This window comes from Pararhodobacter zhoushanensis, assembly GCF_003990445.1.
In the GTDB taxonomy this organism is placed as follows: Bacteria; Pseudomonadota; Alphaproteobacteria; order Rhodobacterales; family Rhodobacteraceae; genus Pararhodobacter; species Pararhodobacter zhoushanensis.
In genome coordinates, this window is sequence record NZ_REEZ01000018.1 from 1 (window position 1) to 17,476 (window position 17,476).

16 protein-coding genes are annotated in these 17,476 nt (G+C 65.0%); 6 read left to right on the top strand and 10 right to left on the bottom strand.

Annotation, left to right across the window (positions count from 1 at the left end; all coding sequences use genetic code 11):
• Positions 1-987: 987 nt before the first annotated feature.
• The 10 genes from EAE28_RS22880 to EAE28_RS22925 form a co-directional block, all read right to left on the bottom strand.
• Positions 988-2,010, bottom strand: coding sequence for an aspartate-semialdehyde dehydrogenase (locus EAE28_RS22880; protein ID WP_127110681.1), 1,023 nt, complete (start codon positions 2,008-2,010; stop codon positions 988-990).
• A 103-nt stretch (positions 2,011-2,113) separates the two neighbouring features.
• On the bottom strand, positions 2,114-3,139 hold the full coding sequence (locus EAE28_RS22885) for a glycosyltransferase family 4 protein (RefSeq protein WP_127110683.1): 1,026 nt from the start codon (positions 3,137-3,139) through the stop codon (positions 2,114-2,116).
• Between the two features lie 9 nt (positions 3,140-3,148).
• Positions 3,149-4,339, bottom strand: coding sequence for an MFS transporter (locus tag EAE28_RS22890; RefSeq protein ID WP_127110685.1), 1,191 nt, complete (start codon positions 4,337-4,339; stop codon positions 3,149-3,151).
• Positions 4,340-4,850: 511 nt separating this feature from the next.
• On the bottom strand, positions 4,851-5,336 hold the full coding sequence (locus tag EAE28_RS22895) for an RNA pyrophosphohydrolase (protein ID WP_127110768.1): 486 nt from the start codon (positions 5,334-5,336) through the stop codon (positions 4,851-4,853).
• Positions 5,337-5,347: 11 nt separating this feature from the next.
• A complete protein-coding gene (locus EAE28_RS22900; protein ID WP_127110687.1) occupies positions 5,348-6,679 on the bottom strand; it encodes a S41 family peptidase in 1,332 nt (443 codons plus the stop codon).
• A 53-nt stretch (positions 6,680-6,732) separates the two neighbouring features.
• Complete coding sequence (locus tag EAE28_RS22905; RefSeq protein WP_127110689.1) at positions 6,733-7,854, bottom strand: murein hydrolase activator EnvC family protein; 1,122 nt, start codon at positions 7,852-7,854, stop codon at positions 6,733-6,735.
• Between the two features lie 3 nt (positions 7,855-7,857).
• Entirely contained in the window at positions 7,858-9,381 is a 1,524-nt protein-coding gene (gpmI, locus tag EAE28_RS22910) for a 2,3-bisphosphoglycerate-independent phosphoglycerate mutase (protein ID WP_127110691.1), read from the bottom strand.
• Positions 9,382-9,709: 328 nt separating this feature from the next.
• Positions 9,710-10,180, bottom strand: a complete 471-nt coding sequence (gene rlmH, locus EAE28_RS22915) for a 23S rRNA (pseudouridine(1915)-N(3))-methyltransferase RlmH (RefSeq protein WP_127110693.1) — start codon at positions 10,178-10,180, stop codon at positions 9,710-9,712.
• A gap of 6 nt (positions 10,181-10,186) precedes the next feature.
• Positions 10,187-10,534, bottom strand: a complete 348-nt coding sequence (rsfS, locus tag EAE28_RS22920; protein ID WP_127110695.1) for a ribosome silencing factor — start codon at positions 10,532-10,534, stop codon at positions 10,187-10,189.
• 144 nt (positions 10,535-10,678) lie between these two features.
• Positions 10,679-12,022, bottom strand: a complete 1,344-nt coding sequence (locus tag EAE28_RS22925; protein WP_127110697.1) for a mechanosensitive ion channel family protein — start codon at positions 12,020-12,022, stop codon at positions 10,679-10,681.
• Positions 12,023-12,407: 385 nt separating this feature from the next.
• On the opposite strand from EAE28_RS22925, the gene leuC reads away from it, so the two are divergent.
• From leuC to EAE28_RS22955, 6 genes are all read left to right on the top strand, one after another.
• Entirely contained in the window at positions 12,408-13,814 is a 1,407-nt protein-coding gene (gene leuC, locus EAE28_RS22930) for a 3-isopropylmalate dehydratase large subunit (RefSeq protein WP_127110699.1), read from the top strand.
• A 22-nt stretch (positions 13,815-13,836) separates the two neighbouring features.
• Entirely contained in the window at positions 13,837-14,349 is a 513-nt protein-coding gene (locus EAE28_RS22935; protein WP_127110701.1) for an HdeD family acid-resistance protein, read from the top strand.
• Positions 14,350-14,391: 42 nt separating this feature from the next.
• Positions 14,392-14,997 carry a 3-isopropylmalate dehydratase small subunit gene (gene leuD, locus EAE28_RS22940; protein WP_127110703.1) on the top strand — a complete coding sequence of 202 codons (606 nt, stop codon included), beginning with the start codon at positions 14,392-14,394 and terminating at the stop codon, positions 14,995-14,997.
• A 242-nt stretch (positions 14,998-15,239) separates the two neighbouring features.
• Positions 15,240-16,091 (top strand): hypothetical protein, encoded by an 852-nt coding sequence (locus tag EAE28_RS22945; protein ID WP_127110705.1) that lies wholly within the window; start codon positions 15,240-15,242, stop codon positions 16,089-16,091.
• 62 nt (positions 16,092-16,153) lie between these two features.
• Positions 16,154-17,071 carry an endonuclease/exonuclease/phosphatase family protein gene (locus tag EAE28_RS22950; RefSeq protein ID WP_246022579.1) on the top strand — a complete coding sequence of 306 codons (918 nt, stop codon included), beginning with the start codon at positions 16,154-16,156 and terminating at the stop codon, positions 17,069-17,071.
• 94 nt (positions 17,072-17,165) lie between these two features.
• On the top strand, positions 17,166-17,459 hold the full coding sequence (locus tag EAE28_RS22955) for a DUF2218 domain-containing protein (protein WP_127110707.1): 294 nt from the start codon (positions 17,166-17,168) through the stop codon (positions 17,457-17,459).
• Positions 17,460-17,476: the final 17 nt, after the last annotated feature.

Below are 17,476 nucleotides of genomic sequence, written 5' to 3' on the forward strand. Positions count from 1 at the left end.
GCCAGGATCAAACTCTCAAGTTGAAACGCCGTTACCAGCGTATCCTTGACGAGCGAACCTCTGCACATCACAGGTCAACCGAAGCTGACCCTTCATTTCTTTCCGTTTTGTGCTCAAGTTCCACAAGGAAACAAGAACCGCAAAACAGTGAAGCTGACACTCACATCATCGGCCGAAACCTAGTGAGCTGATATACAGACGTCCGATCCATCGAACTGGACCAAACCGCCCGCATATCCCTTCAAATAACCAAATTGTCAAAAAGCGTTCCAGACACAACACGAAGACTTCGCCAGTTACCCAGCGCCTTCGTTCGCCTTACATCCAGATAATCTCTCAGCGTTTCCGCCGCCGTCGCTGCTTCGTCGCGTTTCCGCGTCTTCGCCGCTTCGGTGAGGCGGTATCTAGGCCCAGTGGCTCGGACCCGCAAGAGAAAAAGCGACGTCACTGCGATAAAAGTTTCACACAGCCCTTCGCCCGGTGCATCGCCGGTCGGCCTGAAAGCACCCATCGTGGCAGAACACCGCGGAACCACAACATATTGAATTCTCCATGGAAACCGCCGCAGCGCGCTGCGAGGTAAGGTTCGCGGACACTCTGGTGGTGGCGAGTCGGACCGGGCGATTTTCCGACTCGCTGTGCGAAATACTCACCCCTAAGCGGCGTGAGGATCGCAAATAAATGTCGGGAAAGGCTCCTGCCGGGGGCGAGTCGCGCTCGCCGTCGGAGAATCGCGGGAAATGGGCGCGGGCGATTCTGCCAAACCGGGCGCTGAGTCGCGCTCGGCGACTGCCGGGAAGCTCGGCGCGGCTGCGTCCACCCCGCCCGCCAGACCCTCAACGGGTCCACGCCGGGGACCAGGCAGGGCAAGCACGCCGCCATATCCGCCCCCAAGCGAGCAAGAGCACCCGCCGCCCCCTTAACCAGACAAAACAAAAAGGGCGCCCTGCGGCGCCCTTTTCCAAAATCGATCCCGTCAGTCGGGCCTCAGCCCTTCTTCAGGCACCGCTGTCCCAGCACTTCGGCGATCTGCACCGCGTTCAGGGCAGCGCCTTTGCGCAGGTTGTCACTGACGCACCAGATGTTCAGGCCGTTCTCGATGGTCGAGTCCTGACGGATGCGGCTGATATAGGTCGCGTATTCGCCGACGCATTCCACGGGGGTGATATACCCGCCCGGCTCGCGCTTATCGACGACCAGAATCCCCGGCGCTTCGCGCAGGATCTCGGTGGCTTCCTGCCAGTCGAGCGGATCTTCGAATTCGATGTTGATCGATTCCGAATGGCCGACGAAAACCGGCACGCGCACGCAGGTCGCGGTCAGCTTGATCTTGGGATCCAGGATCTTCTTGGTCTCGGCGACCATCTTCCACTCTTCCTTGGTCGAGCCATCGTCCAGGAAGACGTCGATGTGCGGGATCACGTTGAAGGCGATCTGCTTGGGGTAGACCGACGGGGCGACTTCCTGACCCGGCACGAAGATGCCCTTGGTCTGGTTCCACAGCTCGTCGATCGCCTCTTTGCCCGTGCCCGACACCGACTGATAGGTCGACACCACCACCCGCTTGATGCGCGCGCGGTCGTGCAGGGGCTTGAGGGCCACCACCATCTGCGCGGTCGAGCAGTTGGGGTTGGCGATGATCATCTTCTTTTTATAGCCCAGCACCGCATCGGCGTTCACCTCGGGCACCACCAGCGGCACATCGGGGTCATAGCGATAGAGCGACGAGTTATCGATCACCACACAACCGGAGGCCGCAGCGCGGGGCGCGTAGATCTTGGTCGCGTCCGAGCCGATGGCGAACAGGGCGATGTCCCAGCCAGTGAAATCGAAATTCTCGATATCCTGACATTTCAATGTCTTGTCGCCAAAGCTGCATTCAGTACCAAGGGAGCGACGAGACGCCAGCGCGGCGATCTCATCGACAGGGAACTCCCTCTCGGAAAGAATATTCAGCATTTCGCGGCCCACGTTCCCCGTGGCGCCGACAACGACGACTCGATAGCCCATCAGGACCTCCATCTCGAAAGAACGCTGCCGAGTAGCGGATTGCCGGTGCAATGGAAAGAGGCACTGGTCTTTTCTGGCGCAGTGGTGCGCGAAACACGCGCCCTCAGGCCAGCAAGCGACGGTAGATCGCGATCAGCGCGTCGGCCTCGTCCTGCAGGCGGAACCCGTTTTCGACATGCGCGCGGGCGGCAGTGCCCGCGCTCTGCCGCATCTGGGCATCGTCAAGGAAGGGTGCAACCCCCGCCGCCAGCGCCGGGATGTCATCAGGCGGGACCGACGCGCCGGTCTGGGGCGTGACGATCTCGGGGAACGCGCCCACGGTCGTCGCCACCACCGGCACGCCGCAGGCCATCGCTTCCAACGGGGTCAGGCCGAACCCCTCCCAGCGTTGCGGCGCGACGTAGAGGTTGAGCACACGGTACCAGTCGGCCATGCGGTCCACACTGACCTCGGGCAAAAAGAGGATGCGGTCGCTCTGTCCCGCCTCGGCCACCCGCGCCTTGAGCTGGTCGAGGAACCCGTTCTGGCCTTCGGTCGCGCGGCCCATCACCAGCGCGGTCACACCGGGCCGGTCGGGCAGCAGCGCGATCATCGCCTCGACGAACGCATCGGTGCCTTTCTGCGCGCGGATGCGGCCGTAGCAGCCGACCAGCACACCATCAGGGAGGCCTAGCGCCTGACGCAGCGCGGCCCGGTCGTCTGGCGGAGTGAAGCTATCGGTGTCGATGCCGTGCAGGATCACCGTCGCCGGGCGCTCAAGATACGCCGCCGTGCGGGCGGACGTCGCCACCACCGCATCCATCTTGCCGATCAGCCAGCGGGTATACCCCGAATGCTTGCGCTGGCTGGCCGAGGTGAAGAGCAGCTTCAACCGGCTCAGCCCCAGCCCGCGCAGGATCAGGCCCAGCGCCATTTCGGTATTGCGCCGCGCGTGCCAGACGCGGGTGCGGCGCGGCAGGAAGGGGATTTTCCACAGCGGTACATGCGGCACATGTGGCGGCAGGCCCGGCCCTGTCGCTACAATACCAAGCGTGCGCGCCTGAACCGGCACCAGCCGCACGATGGTCGAGGTAACACCCGACAGGCGGCGCTTGAGGTTCGGGGCGATGACGTCGATTTCGGTGCTCATGCCGGGGTTTTAACGCCCCGCCTCGCCCCTGTCGCGGGCAAAGAGGTAAAAGCCGATGCCGACCAGGTTGGGCAGCAGGAAGAACAGGAACAACAGGCCGTAGGCATGCGCCGGATCGCGCCCGCTTGAGGCCGCCTCGAACACGGGACGCGACGCGAACTGCATCAGCGCCACGCCCGAGATGGAGAACATGTTCAGCAGCGTCACCCCCCGCCCCAGCAGATGCGGCGGCAGAAAGCTGCGGCCATGCGCCATGACCACCGGGAACGATGCGCCCAGAAAACCCACCGCCGCCAGCAGCGCCGCGGCGGCCCAGATGCCGCTCCCCGGCGTCAGCCACAGCGCGGCCAGCGCCAGCGACAGGCCGATGTTGCCGACCAGAACGACCCGCTTGTGACTACCCAGCAGCCGGTCGGCGGGACCATAGGCGAAATTGCCCATGATCATCGCCAGCCCCATGACCAGCGTCACCGTGCCGATCAGCGCCGCATCCGCGCCATGGACCGAGGTCAGATACGGCCCCGCCCACAACCCGCGAATCCCTGCCGCCGCCGCGTAGTTGGTCATCGCCAGCGGCAGGATCAACCACAACCCCGGCAGGCGCAGCACATCCAGCACCGAGCCGCCCTCGCCCGGCGCGTGCACCAGCCGCTCGGGGTCGCGCACAAAGATCACCAGTGCCAGAGCGACGATCAGCGTCACACCTGCCAACGCGATCAGCGTCTCACGCCAGCCATAGGCCGCGACGACTGCCGCCAACGGCGCTGCCCCGGCCAGATTGCCCAGACTGCCCAGCCCGATGATCGCCGCCGCCAGCGTGCCGAACAGCGCCGGGCGGAAGCTGCGGCCAAAGATATAGTAAGACGCCATCAGCACCGGCGAACAGCCGACCCCGATCAGAACCATCGCCAGATGGATGCCCCACGGCCCCGTTGCCTGCGAGAACACCAGCGCCCCGGTGCCACCACCCAGCGCAAGCAACACGCTGGCTGTCCAGCGCGGCCCGATCCGGTCCAGCGCCGCGCCGACCGGGATCTGCATCAGCGCGAAGGCGAGGAACCACAGGCCCGACGACAGCGCCAGATCCTCAGGGCCCGCGCCGATCTCGCTGCCCAGAACCGGCGAGAGAACGGCCAGAAAGGCACGGTAGAACTGGCTGAGCACATAGGCGATGACCAGAAAGAACAGACCGATTTTCATGTCTTGCCGGCTCCCCCCGGAAGCGCCGATGCGCCGCAGTCGGCGCGACCTTGGCGTAACGGGTGCCAAAGGTCCAGATCACACAGGCTGATTTCACCAACGCCTGCAACACCCTGAACATGGACCGCGACGCTGGCGATGGAGCCCCTTGGCGGCACCGCGCTACAGCCGGTGCTACCCCGGCCACCTATGGTCCAGCATCCGGTTCAGCCCCGACAGCCGGTCTTTGGGGGAAGCCTGCCGCCGCCCTTCGCCCGCGTTGTTCTGGCCGGTCCGGGCAACCTGATCCAATGGCGGGGTCGCACCGGTGAGCGTGTCACTTTCGCGGTGACCGGGTCACAGGATGGCAAGGTCTGGGCGGATCAACATCCACGGCAATGGCGCGTCTCGGGCGGCGGCGACTGGACTGGCAGATACAGGTTTTCTTTCCCGTAAGACCTTCGCCCGCTGGCATGAAAAAAGGGGAGCCGGTTGCCCGCATCCCCTCTTTCATACAACGTGATCGCAGGTCTCAGGCCAGATGCGCCCGGAACTCTTGCACCACGCGGCTGTAGATCTCGCGCTTGAAGGGCACGATCGCCGCGATCATCTCGTCCCCGCTGATCCAGCGCCAGGCGCTGAACTCAGGGTGTTCTTGCTCAAGGTTGATCTGATCGTCCCGGCCCAGATAGCGCAGCAGGAACCATTTCTGCTTTTGCCCGCGAAACCGGCCCTTCCAGATGGTCGGAACCAGCTCATGCGGCAGATCGTAGGTCAGCCAGCCGTCCGACTCGGCCACCACCTGCACCAGCGCGGGCGGCACGCCGGTCTCTTCTTCCAGCTCACGCAAGGCAGCGGCGCGGGCGTCTTCACCTTCGTCAATCCCGCCCTGCGGCATCTGCCAGGCGGGCACCGCGCTATCCAGCCGCTGCGCCGCAAAGATCAACCCCGAAGGGTTGATCAGCATGACACCCACATTGGGCCGGTACGGCAGCGCCGCAATCTGCTCGGGCGTCATCGTGCGCGCGCTCACTGGCCGTTCATCACCGACAGGCCGCGCAGGATGTCCAGCGCATAGGCCAGCTGGTAATCCTCTTCGCGCAGTTGCGAGACTTCTTCGGCGGCGCGCTCTTCCTCTTCCATCTGCCGACGCTCATCATCGGTGATGGTCTCGTTGTTAAAGGCACCACGCAGGGTGGATTCGCTGCGTTGCGGACGCGCTGCCTCTTCCGGTGCCGCAACCTCGTCATGACGCGGCGGCTGGTGCACGACGATATCGGGGGCAACGCCCAGCGCCTGAATCGACCGGCCCGAAGGCGTGTAATACAGTGCCGTGGTCAGACGCACCGCGCCATCACCGCGCAGCGGGATCAGCGACTGGACCGAACCCTTGCCGAAGCTGCGCTCACCCACGATCACCGCACGGCGATGATCCTGCAATGCACCGGCAACGATTTCGCTGGCCGAGGCCGAGCCGCCGTTGACCAGAACCACCATCGGGTGCCCGTCGATCAGATCGCCAGCGGTGGCGTTATAGCGGTCGCCCTGCCCTTCGGAACGGCCCCGGGTCGAGACGATCTCGCCTTGCTCAAGGAACGCATCCGACACCTGAATGGCTTGCGTCAGCAAGCCGCCGGGGTTGTTGCGCAGATCCAGAACGACACCCTGCAACTGCTCGATACCGCCAATTTCGGCGATGCCATCAGCCAGCTGCGAGGCGAGGTTGTCATAGGTCTGCTCATTGAACGTGGTTACGCGCAGCACAACGATGCTGCCCTCGATCCGGCTGCGCACGGCGCGCAGGCGGATGGTGTCACGGATGATCGACAGATCGAACGGCTCGGCCACACCCTCGCGCAGGATGGTCACGACGATCTCGGACCCGACCGGGCCGCGCATCAGATCCACCGCTTCGGGCAGGGTCAGCCCCATCAGCCCGACGCCGTCCACATGCGTCAGCAGATCGCCCGGCTGGACACCGGCCTGCGCGGCAGGCGTGTCGTCCATCGGAGTGATAACGCGGACATAGCCGTCCTGCTGGGTGATCTCGATCCCCAGACCGCCAAAGGCACCGCGCGTCTGCACGCGCATGTCTTCGTAATCATCGGGGGGCAGATAGCTGGAATGCGGATCAAGCGAGTTCAGCATGCCGTTGATCGCCGCCTGAACCAGAGCACCGCTATCGGCCTCGGTCACATATTGCGAGCGGATCAGCTCGAACACATTGCCGAACAGGTCGAGCTGATCATAGACCGACTGCTCGGCGTCCTGCTCCTGCGCCAGAAGCGGGCCGGCCACCTGCGTCGACAGCACCGCGCCGCCCAGAATGCCTGCCGCTGCCGCCACCAGATATTTGTTCATCCATTCCATCCCGTCTGTCGGTCGAGCGCGTCTGCGCACCCTCTGCGGCCTCTCTAGGGCCGCTGTCCACTCAAGTCGAACCAGTCGGCCGGGTCAATGGCTTGCCCGCCCTGTCTGAGTTCCAGATACAGCGTTTCGCTGCGTCCCGCTACCGGGGCCGCCTGCACAAACTCGTCACCCGCGACCGAGCCACCGGGCATCATCCCCAGCGCATCGCCCTGCGCAACGACATCGCCGGTGCGCGGATAAACCGCGTCCAGCCCGGCAATAACGATCAGCCAGCCCTCGCCCGGTTCCAGCAACACCACCGTGCCGTAATCCAGAAGCGGGCCGCGATAGCGCACGGTGCCATACCACGGCGCGGTCACCAGCGCCCCCGTCTCGGTCGCCATCACCAGACCGGGACGGTTGATCCCGGCGGTATCGGCCTCGCCGAACCGGCGCAGGATCGCACCGATCACCGGCAGTTCCAGCCGCCCACGCGCACTGGCGAACACCGGCAGATCCGACGACGCGCCCGACGGACGCTCGGCCAGACTGGTCGCCAGTTCCTGCAAGGTGCGCACTGAATTGAGCAGCGCCAGCATCCGAGTTTCGTCATCACCGACACGGGGCGGCAGATCACGGCGGTCGGCAATGGCTTGCGACAGCTCGGCCCGCGCATCCTGCAAACTGGTCAGCCCGTCGGCCAGCGTTTCAACGGCGGTTTCGCGCAGCGACCGCAACGCCGCCAATTCCCGCGCCAGTGCCCCTATGCGCGCAGCTTCCGCCTGCATACCGGCGGCAACATCGGCAATCATCATGCCAGAGCGCGCCGTGGCCAGCGGTCCCTGCGGATGGACCAGCATCACCGGCCCCTCAATCCGCTCGACGGCCATCATCGCCCCCAGGATTCGGCTGACCTCGGCCTGCTGCGCGTCGAGCACGCGGTTGATTGCCGCCTCGCGCAGCGAGGCTTCGCGCAGTCCTTCGCGCAACGCCGACAACCCGGCCTCATGCGCCTGAATCGCCTGCGTCAGCGCCGCGACCTGATCGGGCGCGCGGCCCGCGTCGGCCAGCGAATCGATGGCATTGAGCAGATCAACCGCCGCCGCCTGCGCGTTCTCCGCCGTATCCGCCCCGGCCTGAGCGCTACTCAGACAGGCCAGAACCGCCAGAACCCGCGCAATCCGCATCCCTCAACCCCGCCGGATCAGGCTGTGACCGGTCATCTCGTCGGGCTGTGGCAGCCCCATCATCTCCAACAGCGTCGGCGCAACATCGGCCAGACGGCCCTTGTCCAGCGTCACCGCCTCGGGCCAGTTGACCAGCGCCACGGGCACCAGATTGGTGGTATGCGCGGTGTGCGGCCCACCGGTGGCGTAATCGATCATCGTTTCGCAATTGCCATGGTCGGCGGTCAGCAGCATCGCCCCGCCGACCTTTTCCAGCGCCGCCAGAACGCGGCCCAGATCGCGGTCGACCTCTTCGACTGCCTTGATCCCGGCCTCGACGATGCCAGTGTGCCCGACCATGTCAGGGTTGGCATAGTTGACCACGATCAGGTCATAGCCTTCCTCGATCGCCGCGACGAAATGATCGGTGACTTCAGGCGCCGACATCTCGGGCTGCAAATCATAGGTGGCGACCTTGGGGCTGGAGGGCATGAACCGATCCTCGCCCTCTTCCGGCGTTTCGCGGCCGCCGTTCAGGAAGAAGGTGACATGCGGGTATTTCTCGGTCTCGGCCAGCCGGAACTGGCGCAGACCCTGCTTGGCCACCCACTCGCCCAGCGTGTTGCGGATCACCCGCTTGGGAAAGGCCGTGTGCATGAAGGCGTTGTGGGCATCGGAATACTCGACCATGCCCAACAGCATCGCCCAGTTGACCCGGTTCTTCACCGCGAACCCGTTGAACGCCGGCGCACCGATCGCGGCCAGAATCTCGCGCGCGCGGTCGGCGCGGAAGTTCAGACAGAACAGACCATCGCCGCCCCGCGCGCCCTTGTAGTCGCCGATGACGGTGGGGGTGATGAACTCATCCGTCTCCCCGGCGGCATAGGCCTCGGCCACCGCCTCAGCGGCACCGGCGCAGGGCTTGCCCTGCCCCTCGACCATCGCGTCATAGGCGCGCTCGACCCTCTCCCAGCGCGAGTCGCGGTCCATCGCCCAATAGCGCCCGATCACCGTGGCGATCCTGGCGCCCTCGGGGAGGTCCGACAGCAGATCGTCGATGAAGCCCTGCGCAGACTTGGGCGCAACGTCGCGGCCATCGGTGATCGCATGGATCGCAACCGGAATCCCGGCACCGGCAATTGCCTTCACCGCAGCTTTCAGATGGCTGATGTGCCCATGCACCCCGCCGTCCGAGACCACGGCCATCATATGCGCGGTGCCGCCGCTGTCCTGCAACCGCGCGATGAACTCGCCCAGCGCGGCATTGGCGGCGAAGGAGCCATCCTCGACCGCCAGATCGATCTGCCCCAGATCCATCGCCACCACCCGGCCCGCGCCGATATTGGTGTGCCCGACTTCGGAATTGCCCATCTGACCGGTGGGCAGACCCACATCAGGACCAAAGGTCACCAGAGTGGCGTTTGGGCAGGTCGCCATGACCCTGTCGAAATTGGGGGTATCGGCCAGAGCGACGGCGTTTCCCTTGGGGTTGGGGTTGATGCCCCAGCCGTCCAGAATGCACAGAACGACAGGTTTGGCGCGGGTCATAAGCGGTCTCCGTTGCTTGGCCGACTGTCTAAGCGGGCGGCGGCGCAGGAGCAATGCCCAAGGGACGACGCTACGCGAGATGTCGCGGGGACGTGAGCGTTTCGCCGTCTGGCAGAGCGGGCAAGGGGGGGGCCTTCTGCCCCCCACTTCGGCTAAAGCCGAATTCACCCCCCGAGGATATTTGAAGAGCAAAGAAAACGCAGTTAACCCTTCGTTAACGCCCCTCTTTGCTCGTTAAATATCCCGGCGGCGGGCCGGAACGGCCCGGCGGGGGCAGCGCCCCCGAGCGGCGCGAGGGCCCTCGATGGGCCCGAGCGCCGCCACCCCCTCACACCCGATGATACGGGGAGCCCGCCAGAATTGTCGCTGCACGATAGAGTTGCTCGGCCAGCATTACCCGCGCCAGGGCGTGCGGCCAGACCATCTGCCCGAACGACACCGCCGCATCCGCCCCGGCGCGCAGCGACGGCGCCAGACCGTCCGCGCCGCCGATGAAGAACGCCACATCCTGCGCCCCCGTATCGCGCCAGCGTTCGAGCCGCCCGGCGAACTCGGGCGAGGACATCACCGCGCCGCGCTCGTCCAACATCACGCGCACGGCGCCCTGAGGGCAGGCGCGGTCAAGCAGCGCAGCCTCGGCCTCCATGCCGCCGCCGCGCTTGTCCTCGACCTCATGCTCCGCCGCCGGGCCCAGCCCCAAAGGCCGCCCGGTCCGGTCGAGTCGTTTCAGATAGTCGTCGATCAGAACGCGTTCCGGGCCCGAGCGGATCCGGCCCACCACGCACAGATGCAGCCGCACCGCGCCTTAGTCCTGGCCGGTTGGCACCTGCCACATGCGTTCGAGCTGATAGAAGTCGCGCACTTCGGGGCGGAAGACGTGCACCACGACGTCATTGGCGTCGATCAGCACCCAGTCGCCGGTTTCCTTGCCTTCGGACCGGGGCGTGATGCGGAACTGCTCCTTGAGCCGCTCGATCAGCTTCTCGGCGATGGCGCCAACCTGACGAGACGAGCGACCCGAGGCGATCACCATGTAATCGGACATCGACGAACGACCGCGCAGGTCGATCTTGACGACCTCTTCGGCTTTGTCGTCATCAAGGGATTGCAGGACCAATGCCAGTACATCGTCAGCCGTAAAATCACGGGCCATAGGTTCCGGGGCGGGGGCCGCAGGGGCGGCCGGGTCGATGTAAGACAGAGAACTGTCCTCCTGCAGGTAAATCTGACCCCTAATGTAACGCTTGCCGCAGCGAATCTCAATGGAGCGCGCACGACAGATCGCAGACGACGCGCATCAGTCCGCCGAAGGCGGGTTTGCCACCACGGGCCGGTCACCCAGCACCCTGACTTCGCGCTGCGGGAAGGGGATCGAAATCTCGTTTTCCTTGAACGCATCCCACAGGGCCAGATACACCGCGCCGCGGATATTGGTCAGCCCGGCTGAAGGGTCGCGGATCCAGAACCGCAGCAGATAATCCACCGACGAGTCGCCGAAATCGATGATGTGGCAGACGGGCGCGGGCTGGCTCAGCACCCGCTGTGCCCCCGCCGCAGCAGCGATGGCAATAGCGCGGACCTTGTGGGGATCGTCGCCGTAAGAGGTGCCGAATTTCAGGTCGAGCCGCACAAGGTCATTCGAGTGCGACCAGTTCACCACCTGCCCGGTGATCAGGTCTTCGTTGGGGATCAGGTATTCCTTGCCGTCGCGCGTCACGACCGAAACATACCGCGCGCCCAAGGTGTTGATCCAACCGAAGGTGTCGCCCAGACTGATCACGTCGCCCGGCTTCACCGACTTGTCGAGCAGGATGATTACCCCCGACACAAGGTTCGACACCACCTTTTGCAGACCAAACCCAAGCCCCACACCGATCGCGCCTGACAGCACCGCCAGCCCGGTCAGATCGAAGCCCACGGCCTTCAGGCCGATGAAGAACGCCGCGCCATACAGCGTGATGCGCAACAGCTTGACCAGCAACTCCTGCATCGAGGGCGAGATGTCGGCATTGCCCCGGATACGTTGCGACGAGGTGACCGTCATGAAACGCGCAACGACGATCAACGCCGCCGTCAGTGCCAGCGCCTTGACCACGGTCAGCAGCGACAGCCGGAACTGGCCGAAAGTCACCGCAACCTGATCCAGCGCGTAGGATGTCTCGTCCAGCAGGCCCAGATAGTAAAGCGTCGCCCAGATCGACAGGCTCCAGACGACCACCGTCCGCAAGAGCCTGTTGCGCACCAGTTGCGCGGCGATTCGAATCGCCAGCCAGGCGGTGGCGATCGTCGCCACCAGCACCAGCACATAGCGGCGCGAGGGGAAGGTGTAGAGCGCAGCGAACACCCCGACGGACAGCCACATCAGCGCGACGAACTCGATCAGCGGTAACCGGCGCCGCAGCACGATCAGCCAGCGAAGCTGCCATTTCGGCCGCCCTTCGAGGCCCCGCATCCAGGCCTCGTACCGCGGCACGATCAGGCGGGAGAGGAGCCATGCCAGCACGATCATCGCGACCACGACGCCGATCTGCGCCAGCCGCGAGGGCAGCAGCATCGTCGAGCCAAAGGCAAGCAGTGCCTGCCAGAAGGCGGCGATACTGTCGGCCACGCTGCTCAGCCAGGTCGTGAACTCTCCATCCATGAAAAGAGTTTAGGGCAAGCGCGGCAGAAGTCCACGACGGCGACGGCTGGCCTGCTGCCGGTGCGCTGAAGCGCACCCTACCCGACCGGCAAGCGCAGGCGGCATCCGCGGCCATGATCGCCCGGTCGCCGCCGGGGTAGGGTGCGCTTCAGCGCAGCGCCTTACCACAGGCGACGCACCCGCAATCCTGTTGCCTGAGCGCGCATTCGGGCGTAAGACATGCCCCATGATCCGCTTCTTTGACATGACCGATCACGCGCGCTTGCCGCAGCGTTTCTGCCGGGAAAACCGGTCTGTCCTCGCGCGTCTTCCAGCCTGACCCTTATTGCCCCGCGCGGGGCACTCCGTCACGCCATCCATTCCCAATACGCGAAGTGAGAGAGCCATGACTGCTCCGAAAACGCTCTATGACAAAATCTGGGACGCCCATGTCGCCCAGGAAGCCGAAGACGGCACCTGCCTGCTGTATATCGACCGCCATCTGGTCCACGAAGTGACCAGCCCGCAGGCCTTCGAGGGTCTGCGCTTGGCCGGTCGCAGCGTGCGCGCGCCCGGCAAGACCATCGCCGTTCCCGACCATAACGTGCCCACCACCGAAGACCGCGTGAAGGGCATCGACAACGAGGAATCGCGCATTCAGGTCGACGCGCTCGACAAGAACGCCAAGGATTTCGGCATCCACTACTACCCCGTGTCCGATGTCCGCCAGGGCATCGTGCACATCGTCGGGCCCGAACAGGGTTGGACCCTGCCCGGCATGACCGTCGTTTGCGGTGACAGCCACACCGCGACGCATGGTGCTTTCGGCTCGCTGGCGCACGGGATCGGCACCTCCGAGGTCGAGCATGTTCTGGCCACCCAGACGCTGATCCAGCGCAAGGGCAAGAACATGAAGGTCGAGATCACCGGCAAGCTGATGCCGGGCGTCACCGCCAAGGACATCACGCTGGCGGTGATCGGCAAGACCGGCACGGCGGGCGGCACCGGCTATGTCATCGAATACTGCGGCGAGGCGATCCGCGCGCTGTCGATGGAAGGCCGCATGACCGTCTGCAACATGGCGATCGAAGGCGGCGCACGCGCGGGCCTGATCGCGCCGGACGAAACCACCTTCGCTTATGTCATGGGCCGCCCGCATGCGCCCAAAGGCGCGGCGTGGGAGGCAGCGCTGGCCTATTGGAAGACGCTCTACACCGACGAAGGCGCGCATTTCGACAAGGTCGTCACCCTGCGCGGTGAAGACATCCAGCCCGTCGTCACCTGGGGCACCTCGCCCGAGGACGTGCTGCCGATCAACGCAACCGTGCCCTCGCCCGACGATTTCACCGGCGGCAAGGTCGAGGCCGTCAAGCGCGCGCTCGACTACATGGGCCTGACGCCGGGCCAGAAGCTGACCGACGTCAAGATCGACACCGTCTTCATCGGCTCGTGCACCAATGGCCGGATCGAGGATCTGCGTGCGGCGGCGGCTGTGCTCAAAGGCAAGAAGATCGCCGACGGCGTGCGCGCCATGGTCGTGCCGGGCTCGGGTCTGGTGCGGGCGCAAGCGGAAGAAGAGGGTCTGGCGCAGATCTTCATCGACGCGGGCTTTGAGTGGCGCATGGCGGGCTGCTCGATGTGTCTGGCGATGAACCCCGATCAGCTGGCCCCCGGCGAGCGGTGCGCCTCTACCTCGAACCGCAACTTCGAGGGGCGTCAGGGCTACAAGGGCCGCACCCATCTCCTCAGCCCCGGCATGGCCGCGGCGGCAGCTGTGACCGGCCATCTGACCGATGTGCGCGATTTCGCGTAACCGCAGCTGAAAGGGCAAACCGATGCGCAGCAGTACCGTTCTGATCGTTCTGGGTGTGATCCTTGGGGTCGGTGGCCTTCTGGCCATCGCCAACCCCTTCGCGGCCTCGCTGGCCGTGACCACGCTTGTGGGGATGCTCCTTATCCTCAGCGGCGCGCTACAGCTGTGGGTCGGTTTCACCGACAAAGGCGCGGCGCACCGGATCTGGACGGCGGTGATCGGGCTGGTTGGCCTGATCGCCGGGGTCTCGCTGATCGCGAACCCGCTGGCCGGGGTCATCTCGCTGACGCTGCTGGTCGGGATCGTGTTCCTGATCACCGGCGGCGCGCGTCTTGGCATGGCCTGGCGCCTGCGCGAGACGCGGCTGTTCTGGTTCCTGCTGCTCTCGGGCGCGGCGTCGCTGCTGATCGGCTTCATGGTCGTCGGCAACATCGCCGCGGCTGCCACCACGCTTCTTGGCCTGCTTCTGGGCATTCAGCTTCTCGCCGACGGCATTGGCCTGCTCGCGCTGGGACTGACCGCCCGCAAGCGCTGACCCTTCTATCCGCGCGGGTGCGCCCGCCACACGGAGACCGACATGGACAAGTTCACCACACTCACCGGGATCGCGGCCCCCATGCCGCTGGTCAATATCGACACCGATATGATCATCCCCAAACTGTTCCTCAAAACCATCAAGCGTTCGGGTCTGGGCAAGAACCTGTTCGACGAGATGCGCTTTGACCGCGACGGCAACGAAAACCCCGATTTCGTTCTGAACCAGCCCGCCTACCGCAACGCCGAAATCATCGTTGCCGGTGACAATTTCGGCTGCGGCTCGTCGCGCGAACACGCTCCTTGGGCGCTGCTCGATTTCGGCATCCGCTGCGTGATCTCGACCAGCTTTGCCGACATCTTCTTCAACAACTGCTTCAAGAACGGCATCCTGCCGGTGGTGCTGCCGGCCGAAGCCGTCAACTACCTGATGGATGATGCCACAAATGGGGCGAACGCCCGGATCACCGTTGACCTTGAGTCGCAGGTCGTCACCGCATCGGACGGAAAAACCTTCCCGTTCGAGGTCGACGCGTTCAAGAAACACTGCCTGATGAACGGTCTGGACGACATTGGCCTCAGTTTGGAAAAAGTGTCTGCAATTGATGCCTATGAAGAACGGGCAAAATTGCAGTATCCTTGGGTCTGATTTCAAACAATTTCAATACCTTAAGGCGCTCCCTCGGGGGCGCCTCATTTTTACCTTATGTTTGATGCAAAGCTGCGACATTTCCGCCTCGAAATCATCGCGATCGTCACCCACTCTTTGAAGGTCTCTTGCGGGAGTACGTGAAAGTGGGCAGAATTGTGGCAAAATTGAGGCAAGCCGCCACATTCCGACGGCGGCACAAACAACCCACCGGCTCTCACCGGCCGGCAAGGGGGTCGAGCATGGGTGACGAAAAATCGAAGTCGAACGTTCCGGGCGCCGCCGCACGCGCCCTTTTGGTCGTTCTGCTGGCCATTTTCCCTGCGCTCGTCGTGCCCTCTACCGCCCCTGATACCGCGCAAAGCATGCTGCTGCTGGCCGTCTTTGCCGGTGGCATCGTGTTTGCAGAATACGCCACCGAATATCCCGGCCTGATCGAATTCCGCTATGCCGCGCCCTTCAACCGCACCCGCTTTGCCCTGATCGCGGTGCTCGCCGTGCTGTTGTCGCTGATGCAGCGCAACGGGGTAGAGCCGGGGCTGCTCGGCGGGCTGACCATATCGGCGGCCAATCTTTGCGGCCAGTTGCTCGACTTCGGCATCAGCCCGGTCCGCCTGCTGATCGCCGCGCTGCCTGATTCGACACCGCCCGTCCATCTGGACATGGTGCGCGACGGCGCGGCCCTGGCGCTGGTGCTGGCGATCACCACGGTTCTGGGCTTTGTCACCGCGATCCGCCTGAACGCCTGGCCGATGGGCACGGGCCCGTTCAACGTCTGGATCAACCTGCCCACCTTTGACCCCACCGCGGGCAATGACGTGGTCCTGCGCCTGCAACGCCATGCTCGCATTAACATTGCGTTAGGGGTTGTGCTGCCATTCTTGCTGCCAGCCGGGGTGATCGCGTCCGAGCTGTTGATCAACCCGGTCACCCTGCTGTCGCCAATGGGCTTCGTGTGGGGGATCGTGCTGTGGGCCTATATCCCGGCCAGTCTGGTCATGCGCGGTGTCGCCATGGCCCGGGTCGCCAAGATGATCCGCGCCAGCCGCCGCCGCTTCGCCGATTCCGAAGGGAACGCCTTCGCCGCGGCCTGATTGCGGGGCTGTTCGCAGCCCTGCTCACCAGCCCCCTGCTTGCGCAACCGATCCGGCTTGCGGTGTACCACACCGGCCTCAGCCGCGATGGCCCCGGTCTGTTGCTGCGAGACATCCGCCGGACAGAGCCTGATATCCTCACCGCCCGCGACGCGCTGGTCGCCCTGTACCCGGACGCCGTGCTGCTTCTCGATTTCGAACATGACCGCGACCTGCTGGCAGTGTCCGCCTTCGCCGCGCTCCTGAACGACGCAGGCCTGCCCCTCCCCCACCACTACGCGCCCCGTCCCAACAGCGGCCTTGCTACCGACCTTGATCTCGATGGCGACGGGCGCAGGGGCGAGGCCGACGATGCCCAGGGCTGGGGTCGCTTCTCGGGCGCAGGCGGCATGGCCCTGCTCTCACGCCATCCGATCCTGACCGCCACAGATCACAGCGCCTTTCTCTGGCGCGACCTTCCCGCCAGCCGCTTCCCGCATGTCGATGGCCAGCCCTTCCCCTCTGCTCAGGCCTTCGCCCTCCAGCGCCTCGCCTCGACCGGCTTCTGGGACGTCACGCTCGCCACGCCCCAGGGCCCGCTCACCCTGCTCACCTGGCACGCCGGGCCGCCCGTCTTTGGCGGCCCCCACCAGCGCAACCACTGGCGCAACGCGGATGAGACCGCCTTCTGGCGTTGGCGGCTCGATGGCGGCCTGAGCCCGGTCCCCGAACCGTTCGTCCTGCTCGGCGACGCCAACCTCGACCCCGCCGCTGGTGCCGGAGAGCGCGGCGAGATCGCCGCCCTCCTCGCCCATCCCCGGCTGCAAGACCCGCTCAGCGGCCAGCCTACTGCCCTCTGGCCGGACGGCCCCGGCGCGCTGCGCGTCGATTATCTGCTGCCCTCGGCAGTGCTGCGCCTGCGCGACAGCGGCCTTGTCTGGCCCATGCCAGACGCGACCCACGCCATCGTCTGGGTCGATCTGGACCTGCCAGCCCCTTGATTCGCGCCAAAAGCGGGGTATTTTCGCAGCTGAGAGCCACGCGACCGCATCGACGGCCGGCCAGCCAATCCTTCCCCCGATCAAAGGCCCTGCCATGAGCAATACCGTCACCACCAGCACCGCCGTGCTCACCACCCCCAACGCCAGCCGCTACCTGCAACAGCTGTGCAAACACTTCGCCCACAAGATCCCCGCCAGCTTCGACACCGAAAAGGGCAGGATCGACTTCCCCTTCGGCACCTGCCACCTCACCGCCGCAGGCGAAACGCTGACCCTGACCGCCGAAACCGCCGAGCCCGAGACCCTCGAACGTCTGGAAGGCGTCATCGCCAGCCACCTCGAACGCTTCGCCTTCCGCGAAGAGCTCGCCATCAGCTGGACCCGCTGACCGCATTTTCTGTCCTC

What these genes read in the sequence shown, in the direction of transcription:
- EAE28_RS22880 (WP_127110681.1), bottom strand. Translation starts at nt 2,010, where the DNA reads ATGGGCTATCGAGTCGTCGTTGTCGGCGCCACGGGGAACGTGGGCCGC.
- EAE28_RS22885 (WP_127110683.1), bottom strand. Translation starts at nt 3,139, where the DNA reads ATGAGCACCGAAATCGACGTCATCGCCCCGAACCTCAAGCGCCGCCTG.
- EAE28_RS22890 (WP_127110685.1), bottom strand. Translation starts at nt 4,339, where the DNA reads ATGAAAATCGGTCTGTTCTTTCTGGTCATCGCCTATGTGCTCAGCCAG.
- EAE28_RS22895 (WP_127110768.1), bottom strand. Translation starts at nt 5,336, where the DNA reads ATGACGCCCGAGCAGATTGCGGCGCTGCCGTACCGGCCCAATGTGGGT.
- EAE28_RS22900 (WP_127110687.1), bottom strand. Translation starts at nt 6,679, where the DNA reads ATGAACAAATATCTGGTGGCGGCAGCGGCAGGCATTCTGGGCGGCGCG.
- EAE28_RS22905 (WP_127110689.1), bottom strand. Translation starts at nt 7,854, where the DNA reads ATGCGGATTGCGCGGGTTCTGGCGGTTCTGGCCTGTCTGAGTAGCGCT.
- gpmI (WP_127110691.1), bottom strand. Translation starts at nt 9,381, where the DNA reads ATGACCCGCGCCAAACCTGTCGTTCTGTGCATTCTGGACGGCTGGGGC.
- rsfS (WP_127110695.1), bottom strand. Translation starts at nt 10,534, where the DNA reads ATGGCCCGTGATTTTACGGCTGACGATGTACTGGCATTGGTCCTGCAA.
- EAE28_RS22925 (WP_127110697.1), bottom strand. Translation starts at nt 12,022, where the DNA reads ATGGATGGAGAGTTCACGACCTGGCTGAGCAGCGTGGCCGACAGTATC.
- leuC (WP_127110699.1), top strand. Translation starts at nt 12,408, where the DNA reads ATGACTGCTCCGAAAACGCTCTATGACAAAATCTGGGACGCCCATGTC.
- EAE28_RS22935 (WP_127110701.1), top strand. Translation starts at nt 13,837, where the DNA reads ATGCGCAGCAGTACCGTTCTGATCGTTCTGGGTGTGATCCTTGGGGTC.
- leuD (WP_127110703.1), top strand. Translation starts at nt 14,392, where the DNA reads ATGGACAAGTTCACCACACTCACCGGGATCGCGGCCCCCATGCCGCTG.
- EAE28_RS22945 (WP_127110705.1), top strand. Translation starts at nt 15,240, where the DNA reads ATGGGTGACGAAAAATCGAAGTCGAACGTTCCGGGCGCCGCCGCACGC.
- EAE28_RS22955 (WP_127110707.1), top strand. Translation starts at nt 17,166, where the DNA reads ATGAGCAATACCGTCACCACCAGCACCGCCGTGCTCACCACCCCCAAC.